General features: G+C 50.0%; 1 protein-coding gene. It reads right to left on the reverse strand.

All coding sequences use genetic code 11. The annotated features are described in order from the left end of the window. Positions 1-3: 3 nt before the first annotated feature. On the reverse strand, positions 4-13392 hold the full coding sequence (locus AC1DN5_RS04775) for a type I polyketide synthase (RefSeq protein ID WP_366969367.1): 13389 nt from the start codon (positions 13390-13392) through the stop codon (positions 4-6).

Raw genomic sequence — 13392 nt, forward strand, 5'->3', positions numbered from 1 at the left:
TCTCTATTTAAATGCTTTCCAGAACATTTTCTTGGCAGGAAGCTCTTGTTTCTTCACCGGTGCATCAGGTTCTTTTACGAGACCCTTACGTCTTAATGACGGTGCAGGCAGCGGCTTTCTTTTCAGTCGGGTATCTTTTTCTTCCCAAGCTTCCAAAATGACGTGGGCGTTCGTTCCGCCGTCGGCAAAGCAGTTGATGGCTGCAGACGGTCTGGCTGCAGCCCATTCGCCGGCTGTTTTATCAAAATACAAATCGGTCTTTGTTATATCAAAATGCGGCATCGGTTCATCCCCTGAGAGAAACGGAACTGTTTGTCTATGTTTCAGCATTAATACGACTTTTATAAAGCTTGCGATCCCTTCTGCACAAAGCGGGTGCCCGATGTTCGGCTTGATTGACCCGATGCCGAGCGGAACATGCTGACCTGAGCGGTATACGGATTGAATCGCCTTCAGCTCAAGTAAATCAGTCACAGCGGAACCCGATCCGTTTGCTTCGATATAAGTGATATCCTCTGGCTTCTTACCGCTTTTTAAAAGCGCGCTTTGCATAACGTCTTTTTGCGCCTGAACATTAGGGGCTGACGGTCCTGCCGTTCTGCCGTCATTATTCATGGCGGCGGCCTTAATGACTGCGTGTATCGTGTCGCCGTCTTTTTGCGCCTGGCTTACCGTTTTTAACAGCACCATGCCCACGCCTTCTCCGAGGACAACGCCGCCTGAACGCTTATCAAATACATGAAATACCGGTTTTTCGTTTAACAGCCCGCGCTCTTGGAACATCCGGTGCGCCGCATCCGTGTTCAGCATACTGACACCGCCGACTACCGCTATTTTGATATCGCCGCTTCTCAGTGCCTGTACGGCCATATTCATTCCTGTCAAAGCCGATGAACAAGCCGTATCAAGCACGATGCTCGGCCCCCGCAGGTCAAAAAATTGCGAAACGTTTGCAGCTAAATAGTTCTGCCCGCCCGCAACGATCGGATTGCGGGCATTCGCAAGGCTTTCAGGATCAGGCTGATGCTGGCTGCGGCCTCCGATATACACACCGGCTTCTATACCCTTGATTTCTTCACGGGTATAGCCGGCATGGCACCAAAGCCTTACGCTTTCCTCCAGCACCGCCAATGCCTGAGGATCCATCGCTTTCGCGTCGTTTTCCGGTATGAAAAAGAAATCGGAATCAAAGTGATCCATATGTTCAATCAAGCCCGCAACATACTGATTTTCGTAACCGAATCGTTCGGCCGGCACGGAGCCGATCGCGGACCTGCCGTTTCTCAGCAAATCCCAATATTGTTCTAACGATTCCGCTCCCGGAAAGCGGCAGCTCATTCCGACGACGGCAATGTCTTCATTTTCGGCATATCGGTTTTGTTCAGCTTGAACGGTTTGCACATTGGCGGGAACCGCGGTTTCTGCATCAGGTTCCTTCCTTGTGAGCAGCGGCTGACTGTTGGATACAAGCCATTCGGCAAACGCGTCAATCGTCGGATGTTCATATAAAACAGACGGATCTAAGTCCTTTTTGAGCGCTTGATTCATTTGCTGTAAAAGCTGCGCTAAAATGATCGAATCAACCCCGTAATCCTGAAACGGTTCGTCTGTTTCCAGTTCATCCGGAGCGATTTTCAGCTCATCAGAAAACAGTTTTACAAGCCATGCCTTCGTATCAAAAAGAAGGTCTGAGTCTGATTGTTTTTCCTCGATTTGACCGTTTATTTCTGCTTCAGCCTCTTTTTGTTTTTTCTTTTGACTGAGCAGCCTGTCAGGATGCCATCCGCTTCGGTCAACGATGGCCGGCAGAACGGCCGGGCGGATGTTTTCAGACAAAATGCGGTCCAGCAAGTCAATCCCTTCCGCATTCGTCAGTCCTAAAAGTCCGGTCTGCTTCAGGCTTTCTGTGCGGACTTCACCCAATCCGGTTTCCTTCCAATTCGGCCATTGAATGCTGACCATCGGATATTGATGCTGATGAGCAGCCGCGAAATAATCCATGTACGCATTTGCCATCGCATAATCCGACTGCCCCGCGGCAAGCGCCGGAACGACAGCAGATACGGAAGAAAATAAGACGAAGAATCGCAAAGGATCATTTGTAAAAAGGCTGCTTAAGGTTTGAAGCCCGGCGACTTTCGGTTCCAGCACTTCTTGTATGTCGTCAGCAGTCTTTCTGATAAACGCCGGATTTACTGAATTAACCGAGCCTGCACAGTGAATGACCCCGCCGATCGGTCCCATCGTGCGCCGGATCGTTTCAATTTCCGCAGCCGCCGCATCACGGTCAGACAATTTCAGACTGATGACCGCTACTTGCACACCTTTTGCTTCTAGCGCTTCAATCGCCCGTATTTTCTCTTTCAGCCGTGTATTCACAGCTGACCGTTCATGGCGGGGAGGAATCGGCTCCCTGCCTGTCAGCACCACTTTTTTCACGCCGTGTTTTTCTGTGAAATGGCGTGCGCATAAAAGACCGAGCCCTCTCGTCCCTCCGGTAATGAAAAGCACATGATCTTCCGGGAACGGTGCGGGCTGTTGTTCTGATCGCTCCCATTTTGGAATCTCCCTGAATACAGCGCGGTATCTCTGTCCGTTTCGGAGGCAGACTTCCGGTTCTGTGCTGTCCGCTGAAAATTCATCCGCAATCTGTTTGGCAAGTGTCTGCTGATTTGTATCTGTATCGGCATCCATGTGTCTTGACGTCACGTTTTGATACTCACTTTGCAGCATTCTGTACAGGCCGCTTTTTGCCGCTCCTGCGAGATGAATCGTTTTCTGCTGAAACGGCTCCAAGCCTTTTGTTACATACAGCAGCGTCAGCGGCCGCGCTTGACGGCGGCTCGTATCAATCAGAGTCTGGAGCCGGCTGATCCCTTCCAGTGAAAGGTCTTCGTCTCCGCAGCCCGTCAGATCGATTGCGCCATCTATGCGGCTCCAATCGGCAGCTGACGTGTCAGCCGAATCGATCGGGAGAATGAACGAGTCATCGAAATGCTTTGCAGTCTCTTCGGCAAGTCCCCTTGTCCTTGCATCAGCCAGAATCATGACCTTCTGAACGCTTTTTTCATCGGCAGACTTGATCTCACACGGAACCCACTGCTTTTCTAAAAGTACAGCTTCGCGCCGGTCTTCCGTTTCCTCCGATGCAGATTTCACTTGAGGCAGCCAGTACGGCTCCTTGGCAAACGGGTAAGCCGGCAGACTGATTCTGCGTGGTTTTTCGCCTTGATAGAGTCTGTTCCAGTCCACGTGAAGCCCTTTTGCCCACAATTCCGCTATATTGCCATATTTTTTCTTATCGAACCATGACCTGACAAGCTGCTTCATATCATCGTCCGTTTCAAATGCTTTGATTTCTTTTTTTGCCGTTTTGATGTGGGCTTCATATATCCCTTCACCCGTATTGCTGTATATAAAATCGGTTAAACGGCTGATCAGTTCTTCTCTCGAACCGGCTGTAACCGCAAGACGGTAGTCCATTGCGTCACGCCCGGTTTGAAGCGTGTACGCCATATCTGAAAGATGGATATCCTGATTGGCTTTTGTAAATTCGATCATCGACTCGGCATAGGCTTTTAGCTGCGGCGCTTTTTTCGCCGACAGTACAAAAATGTTTGTCTCATCAGGTTTTCGGCTGCCCCGGTCTTTCGGCTGGTACTCTTCAATGACGAGATGAGCGTTTGTGCCGCTGTAGCCGAATGAGCTGACACAGGCCCGACGCGGTGCTCCGCCTGTTTCCCAAGGTTTGAGTTCGGTATTGACAAATAAAGGCGAGTCATCGAAATCAAAATGTTCATTCGGCGTGCTGAAATGAAGACTCGGCACAAGCTTTTGATGCTTCATCGACAGCAGGACTTTCTGGACGCTTGCTACGCCTGCCGCCGCCGACGTATGTCCGATATTCGATTTAACCGAACCGATGGCGCAAAATTGTTTTCGGTCCGTTTTTTCCTTAAATACAGAAGATAAAGCTTCTAATTCAATCGGATCCCCCTGCTTTGTGCCGGTGCCGTGCATTTCCGCATAGGTAATGCTCTCAGGGTGGATGTTGTGCGTTTCATACACTTGGCGCTCTAAATCCATTTGGCTTTTCGCGCTCGGGGCGGTAATGCCGTTTGTTTTTCCGTCCTGGTTAATTCCGGATCCGATAATGACTCCGTAAATATGGTCTTGATCGGCTTCCGCATCTTTCAGCCTCTTCAGAACGAGCGCCCCCGCGCCTTCGCCAGGCACAAATCCGTTTGCGCTGTTATCAAATGCTTTGCATTGGCCGTCAGGAGACAGCATTCCGGCTTCACACATGCTGATATATGATTCAGGCGTTATATACAAGGTGACGCCGCCGACAAGCGCCATGTCAATTTCATGATTCAACAGCGCCTGACGCGCCAAATGAGTCCCGACAAGAGACGATGAGCATGCCGTATCGATCGGAATCGCCGGCCCTTTCAAGTTGAGATAATACGCCAGGCGGGCCGCCGCGATGCTGAAACTGTTGCCCGTTGCACTTCCTCCTGTCTGATGTTTATTTAACATCATGCCGTATTCATTGTTCATAATCCCTAAATAAACGCCGCAATTTTTCCCGCTTAATTCTTTTGAGCTGTAGCCCGCATCTTCAAAGGCTTTAAAGCCTTCCTGTAAAAATATCCGGTGCTGCGGGTCCATAAGTTCAGCTTCAGACGGAGAAATATTAAAAAACAGCGGATCAAATTCTTCAATGCCGTCAAGCATACCGATTGATTTGCAGTATACTTTGCCCTTCTTGTTTAAGGCCGGATCATAGTATTGGTTTACATCCCAGCGGGAAAGCGGGATATCGCGAATGGCGTTTTTCGCACGGGCTAAGTTGTCCCAATATGTCTTTAGGTCCGGCGCATCCGGGTACTTGCCCGACATGCCGACGATGGCTATCGCGTCCGCCATCTCGTCATTAGGCTCCCGTTTGGCCTGCACCGGTTCAGGTTCCTTTTGAACCGTTAATCTCTCCGGCTCGGCAGGTGTTTTCTCCTGCGTAAGCGGCTTTGGACGTACAGGAACCGCCTGTTTTTTTCTGCCGCGGATGGACGGCTGCGTGCGCAGAAAATCGGCAAATTGACGGATGGTCGGATAATCATACACTTTCGTTACGTTACAGTCCGTGCCGTACCGTTTATTGACGGCTTTTATCCATTCAAGACCGGTAATCGAATCCATGCCCAGGTCAATAAAGGCCTCATCAATATCTACTTCATGCCGTTCCATGTACAATACATCAGCAAGTGCTTTCGATAACTCGTCATGCACCGCTTCAACCGGTTCTTCCGGTTCGGCGGAAGCTGCCGTTTCAGACATCGCCTCGAGAATATCCGCTTCTGCCTGTATCACCGGCTGCTTATGAGCGGTTAAAGGCTGCAGAAGTATGTTGGACGGTTTGTTCACGGCCTCCGTTTTCTGCGGTTCGGTTACTTCCTCAAGGATCGGTTCTGTCCCGAGCTCTTTTTGCAAGAAGGCCGCAAACTGGCGGATGGTCGGATAATCATATACTTTCGTCACCGTAAGAGACGTGCCGTACGTTTTATTAACGGCCTTTATCCATTCAAGACCAGTGATTGAATCCATACCGATATCAATAAAAGTGTCGTCTGCGTCGATATCGCCGGGATCCATATATAAAACGTCCGCCAAACTTTCAGTTAATTCGGCACTTACTTTTTCAACGGAAACCGCCGGACGGTCAGCGGGCTGTTCCGTTCTTTTTGATTCCGTGCCGCTCAAAGGCTGCAATGTAATGTTGGACGGTTTTTCTTTCGAAGTCTCCTCGCAAAGAGGTGCTGCTTTAATGACCGGTTCCGGAGCGGCCTCCGGTGCGATCGGTGCAGGCTTTGTTTCCACCGGTTTTTTGACAGCTGCATCAGCTGATGTGTCGATCCAATAACGGTCTTTTGCAAACGGGTAAGCCGGGAGACTGATTTTTTGCGGTCTGCCCATTTGATACAGCTTATCCCAATTGAGCAGAAGGCCCTTTACCCAAAGCTCTAGTACCTTTGCGGCTTTGCCTTTTTCAAGCCATGCCTCAATGGTTTTTTCCATGTCCTCATCAGCCGCAAACAGCGCCATCGTGTCTTTATTCTGTCTGACTTGTCCGCGGTAGAGCTGATCAATTGAATCTTTGCCGCCCGTAAATCCGTCAAGTTTTTCTTCAAGCTCGCGCAAATTGCTGACAATCAGACCGAGACGCTCTTCCATCGCTTCACGGCCGGTTTGAAGCGTATAGGCGATCCGGCCCAGATCCGCTTCCTTGTAACACCCGCTCCGCAGTGCATCAAGAAGCCGTTTCGCCCGTTCTTGAAGCCGTTTCTCATTTTTTGCGGAAAGGACGATCATCGACGGATGAGGTGCGGCAAAAGCCGTCTCTTTATCCTCATCAGCGGTATATTCTTCGATGACGATGTGAGCGTTGACGCCGCCGGCTCCGAAAGAGGAAAGCCCCGCGGTTCTCGGCAGTTCCTTATCATTTATGACCGGTCTTTTCCACTCTTCAAGCGTCTGCTGCACTTTAAACGGCGTACTTGGAAAATCAATATTCGGGTTAAGCGTCCGGGAATGCAGGGACGGCGCAAGCTTCTTGTATTTCATTTGCAGCAGCACCTTCGTCAGCCCCGCGATGCCTGCTGCGCTTTCACAGTGCCCGATATTGGATTTTGCTGAGCCGATGGCGCAAAACTGTTTATCTTGTGTTTGTTCTGAAAAGACTTTTGTCAGACCCGTGATTTCAATCGGATCGCCGAGTGAAGTTCCGGTGCCGTGGGCTTCGATGTAGCTGACCGCCCTCGGATCGGTTCCCGCGTCTTTTAACGCCTGTTTGATTACCGCGGCTTGGGCGTTCGGATTCGGGACGGAATACCCATTTGTTTTTCCATCATGGTTCACGGCCGTTCCTTTGATCAGGCCGTAAATATGATCACCGTCCGCTTTCGCTTTAGAAAGCGGCTTGAGGAGTACGGCGCCCACTCCTTCACCGGGCACATAACCGTCTCCGCCTTCTCCAAAACTTTCACATCTCCCTTTGCTTGATAAAAATCTGTTCTGGCCGAGCATCAAATATTTATTCGGATGGATGGATACATTGACGCCCCCGGCAAATGCCGCCTCGCATTCCCCGTTCCGCAAGCTTTGACACGCCAGGTGAATGGCTGTTAAAGAAGAAGAGCACATCGTATCAAGAGCCATACTCGGACCGTTAAAACCGAATACATAGGAAGCCCGGTTCGCGATGGATGACGGATTTCCGGTCAAGGCGAGCGATTTTCCGCGCGCCTGTTCTTCGGCTCCGTAAAGCTGGTATTCCTCATACATGACGCCGACGTAAACACCGACATTGGCGCCCTGCAGGTCACCCGATTTTCCGGTCAGCTTTTTGCGCGTATAACCGGCATCCTCCATCGCTTCGTAGACACATTGCAGAAATAACCGCTCCTGCGGATCCATCAATTTTGCATCCCGGGGCGAAATTGAGAAGAATTGCGGATCAAATTTATCCACGTCTTTCAAAAATCCTCCCCATTTTCCGTACGTCTTGCCTTCTTTATCTTTATCAGCGTCGTAATAAAGGCCGTGATCCCAGCGATCGTTTGGAATTTCCGTTATGCAGTCAACGCCTTCACTTAAGTTCTTCCAAAATTCCTGGAGATTTTCGGCCTGCGGATATCGTCCTGATATACCGATAATCGCGATATCTTCACGCTCCGGCACTGGATTTTCCCGCGTGTCTGTACGGACTTGCGCAAAGCCTTTTTTGCCTTCACTGCGATAGGATACAGGCTTTTCTTCTGTTTTCTCCGGCAGATCCGGTTTGGCTGCAGGGGGTTCCTCCATTTTCATCCCGGTCACTTCCAGCAGCGTGTCCCGATGTGCTTTCATAAAATATTGCGCCAGCGATTCAATATTCTGGTACTCAAAAAACAATGTTTTTGATAATGAACCGAAGCTCTTTTCCAGCTGTCCCGTCAAATGCATAATCATAATCGAATCAATTCCGTAATCTTCCATAGGCGCCTTGGCGTCAATGCTGCCGACAGGAAGTTTGGTTACTTCCGAAAGCACCTGTTTCAAGAAATGCTCCGTTTTTTCCGCAAGCATGTTTTCTCCGCCTGATGAAAAGCCTGCCGATGCTTCTGTTTCGCTTTCCGTATCTTCTTGATCTTCCGCTGATTTTTTCAGAAACGCCCGGATTTTTGCGGCGTAGCCTTCCGTCACCATGATCTGGGATGTCTTTTTTGCCCACCCGCGGTACAAAGCTTGAATGCCGTTTTCTGTTTTCATAGGGACCATGCCGCTTTCTTTTGTCAGCATGGCTTCCGTTTCGGCGTCAACCGTCATCCCGCCGTCTTTCCAAAGCGGCCAGCAGATTGAAAGAGTGTGCCCATGGCGTTCATTTCGGGCCTTTTGCCGGTTTCTTTTTTCACTGAAAGCGTTCATAAACGCATTGGCCATCGCATAATCTGCTTGGCCCGCGCTTCCGGCGCTTCCCGCTCCGGAAGAGAAAAGAATCAGAAAATCAAGTTCTATGTCCTTACATGCTTCATCAAGATGAACCAGCCCGGAGACTTTCGGCGCCAGTACATCACAGAGTTCATCTTTGTTCTTTTTCAGAATATAGTTGTCTTTTATCGTTCCGGCGCTGTGAATGATACCGTTTAAGCCGCCGTACTGCCGGCAGATATCCGCTATGAGCGATTGAACTTCTTGTTTATCTGTCATGTCCGTTTGTTTGTACACGGCTTGTGCGCCAAGGTCGGACAGCTCTTGCAGCTGGGCTTTTTTACGGTTATCCAGCGCAGAACGCCCCGTTAAAATAAGAACGGCGTCTTTTGCATGCCGGGCGATTTCTTTGGCGAACAAAAATCCGAGACCGCCCGCACCGCCAGTGATCAGATAAACACCTTTATCCTTCCACGGCTTTTCGGCGCCAAACTGTTCAAGACCCGTTTCCTGCCATTGCGCAGTATAGCGCCTGCCGTTTTCATAGCGAATATGCTTGTCATCAGGGTGAGCGCTGCATTCTTTTACATATCGTGACAGCGTGTCTGCCTTGACGTCCGGCTCCGCTTCAATCAGCTGGCCGGTCAGGTTCGGGTTTTCAAGCGCCGCTGTTTTCAAAAGCCCCGTTAAGCCGCAAAGGAGCTGCGTATCCGCTTCTTGAGGCACGACAATCTGAATAAGCTCGCGCCCGCCGGAATTTGAAGCGAGGATTTTCTTCACTTCTTCAAAAGCCTGAACTGCACAGTCTTCAAACCGTTCGTCTTCATTCTTATGCCAATCACGGAGCACATGACAGCTGAAGTCTGTCTGTATGCTGTTCATTTGATCTGTAAACCGGTCAGATATCATGACGTGACGGGTTTTGAAATGGACTGGCGCTTTTTCATGTACAGCCGCCTTCTCTTCCCATACGTGTTTAAAAAATAGTGTATCTGTTTTATCCGTTTCAATTTCCCGTGCGGAATAACCAGTCATTTTCACACATACATCGCCTTGTTCGTCACATATATCAATATCCAGCTTTTGCACGGCATCTTCAGGATTGCTATCGCGGCTGTACGCAATGGAAACCCACATATTGCTTTTACAGCTTTTCAGCACATCAATCTGCTCCAGAGCAAACGGCAGCATCGGCCTTATGTCAGTTCCGTCTCTATCAAGCATCAACCCGATTGTCGCGTGGAATGCCGCATCCAGGAGGCTCGGATGGAGGACAAACTGATCTTTTGTATGAGAAACAGATGACGGGAGTGAGAGTTTCGCGAGCACTTCGCTGTCTTTTGCATAGATTTCCGTGACCGCTTTGTGAGCATCCCCGTATTCAATCCCCATCTGTTTATAAGCTTGATAGCAAGCGTCAGGTGTGATCAGACGACGTGATTCTCTCAACTTGTCAATCTCGATTTTCGCCGGTTCGCCCGCCCGGACAAACGCCGCGCTTCCTTGCGCATAGAGAACGGGCTCTTGTTCTGATGAAGCCGATTCACGATAAACCGTAAATCCCATCTCCCCATTTTCTTCGTCATAAAGACGGAGATACAATTCTGCGGACTCATCCGCCGCTGTAAACGGACGTATCCATACGACATGCTTCAGGCGGACTGTTCCTTCTTCTTTCGTTTCTGCCGCGTGTTCAACGGCTGCCCGGACCATTTCCAGATAAGCCGCGCCCGGTAACGTCCGCTCGTTTTTGACGACGTGATCTTTGAGGAAAAATTCTCCGCCGCTAAAAGAGGACCGAAAACGGACGCCTGACATGTTTGATACATTTTCATGCAGGAGCGGGTGCAGCATGCCTGCATTTTTTTGCGGTAACGAATCTTTTTTTTCCGCCTCGGGCACCCAATACCGTGTTTTTTCAAACGGATATGTCGGCAGGCTGATCCGATTCGGTTTGTTTTCACCGTATAAGAGATTCCAATCCATCGTTCCTCCGCCGGCCCACTTCTCAGCAATCATCTCCAGACTTCCGGAAGAAAGCCATTTATGTATCAAGTCAGGAGCAAGCTCTGCCTGTTTCGTTTTATCAGCTCTGTTCCGCCAGCATCCGCCGGCCGTTTGACCCGCCAGAAAACCTCCCAGCCGTTCTTTAAGCTGTGTTATATTCTGTGCGGTGAAAACAACCCGCTCCTCCATTTGCTCACGGCCGACCTGAAGTGTATATGCCGCATCCTCAAGCGGCACGCCGGGATGAATAAATGCAGACAGCTTCGCAACATACGCTTTAAGCCGTTCTTCGTTTCGGGCAGAAACCGGGAAAATGAATGTCTGTTCTTCCGCAGGTTCAGCATTTGTTCTGTGTGATTCTTCCGGAATAAATTCTTCCAGAATGAGATGCACATTTGAACCTGTCGCCCCGAAAGAACTGATCCCGGCACGCCGCGGATATACTGTTTCGTTTCCGTCTTCCGTCACGGAAGGCTGCTGCCATGCTTCTGTTTGATGCTGGACATAAAACGGTGATTGTTCAAAATCTAAATACGGATTCAGCTCCTCGGAATGCAGAGACGGCACCAGCGTTTTATAGTGAAGCTGCAGGGCGACCTTGCTTAAGCCGCTGATGCCCGCCGCCGATTCAGCATGGCCGATATTGGACTTCACTGATCCGATGGCACAGAACTGTTTGTCCTGTGTGTACTGGCGGAACGCCTTGACAAGGCCTTGAACCTCAATCGGATCGCCGAGAGACGTTCCGGTCCCGTGCGCCTCAATATAACTGACCGTGCGCGGATCGATTCCCGCTTTATCCAGGCATTCCTCAATTAAATCGGCCTGTGCGACCGGGCTCGGCACAGAAATCCCGCTTACTGTTCCCACGTGATTGACGGCACTGCCCTTTATCACCGCATAAATCCGGTCTCCGTCTTTTACCGCCTCCCGCAGCGGTTTTAATAAAACGGCACCGATTCCTTCAGCCGGTACATAGCCGTCTCCGTCTTTCCCGAATGTATGACAAACCCCGTCTGTTGAAAACATGTCCCATAAACCGTATGTCAGATATTTATTCGGATGCAGTGACAAGTTGACGCCTCCGGCAACCGCCGATTCACATTCCCCGCGCCGAATGCTCTCCACAGCAAGGTGAACCGCAGTCAGCGAAGATGAACAGACCGTATCGACCGCCATGCTCGGCCCGTGAAAATTACAAAAATATGAAACTCTGTTTGCGATCTGCGCATAATTAAGAGACAGCGGGAATACATGATCTTCAGAAGAAGCCTGAGCTCCGACCAACGTATAGTCCTTGTGCATCACCCCGGCAAAGACGCCGACGCGCTGTCTCTTATTTTGTCCGCGCGCCTCCGCGAGCGACTTCGGCGTATATCCGGCATCCTCAATCGTTTCCCAGCATGTTTGTAAAAACAGCCGTTCCTGAGGGTCCATTGTTTCAGCTTCCCGCGGCGTAATCCGGAAAAATTGAGGATCAAAGCAATCCGGATCATCAATAAATCCGCCCCATTTTGAAATGCTCTTTCCCGAAGGCGACTTTACATTTTCAAATCGGCGCCAGTCCCAGCGAGACTCCGGAATTTCGGTGACACAGTTTTTTCCTTCTTTCAGGTTTTCCCAGAATTCGTGAATATTTTCGGCTTGCGGATAGCGGCCGGCCATCCCGATAATGGCGATATCTTCATCTTGCGGCACACTGCTTTTCCGCCTTTTTTCTGTTTGCGGCTGCTTCTCCATTTTTGCCTGAGGTGCGCTGAAATGGCTCCCGTGCTGCTCAGTCAGGAAAGCTGCCAGCTCTGCTGCCGTCGTATATTCAAACAGCAAAGTCGGTGAAAGGGTTTCGCCGATTTTTTCGCTGATCGTTTCGACGACGTCAAGCAGTCCGGACGATGTCAGCCCCATTTCATAGTAGCCGACTTGAGAATCAATCTGTTCAAGCGGCTTGCCGATTTTTTCCGCCATCAGATTCATGACATACCGCTCTGCTTCCTCATGCGGGTGTCCGCCTTCAAGCGATGCCGCAACTTCCGGTAAACCGGCTTTTTCAGGAGACTTCTCAGCAGTCTTTCGTTCTGTATTGATCAGCTCGGCATCCCTCACGAGCTTGCTTGTGAAATCTTTCAGCTCAGCTACTTTCCGGCCGGATGCGTTAAAAAACTCCAGTGTAATGTAAATGAGCTCCTTTTCCTGCCGGAGCGACGAACGTTTGATTCTCGTGATGCATCCGGCCTGCAAAGGTTCGGAAGCTGTAAAAGATTCATAGAAAAGAGGCAGAAACAGCCTCTTTTCCCCATTTAACAGCGATGAAATCAATAGGTTTGCGCCGACGCCGCTTCCGTCAAGAAGAGTCGGATGGAACAAAAACCCTCCGGCCTGTCCCATCGCGTCTTTTCCGAGCGATAAATCAAAGGTGACGCCGTCCCGCTCCTCAAACACTTCTCCTTCTGCTTTCATATATCCGCTGTGAACCAATTCCTGGCTTCTGCATTGTGCATACAGCTCATTTAAATCGATGGTGCGTTCCGCCTCGCGTTTGACAGAGTCAAGATCAAGCGTGTCACTGAAAACTGCGGGAGCCGTCTCATGCATTTCCGCTTTGACGTAAATACGTTCGTCCGGCTGCACTCGTCCGCCGCTGACCTCAGCCCCTTTTGCGGTCAGTTTCCAGCGCCCTTCTTTTACCTTTGTACATTCAACCGTAAGCTTGACGGCGCTGTCTTCTTTCGCAATAAGCGGCTGATATATGGATAAATGGCGCAGCTGAAGCCCGTCGTATGAATACCCGCGCTCTTTGAAAATCTGATAAAACATATCAATATAAGCCAATCCCGGAAGGACTTTTTCTCCGTAAACGTCATGATGTAAAATAAACGGATTTTTCAGCGATAAAGTGATTTGCTTATTGAAGTTCTTCAC

Source organism: Bacillus sp. 01N42_2 (assembly GCF_056399565.1).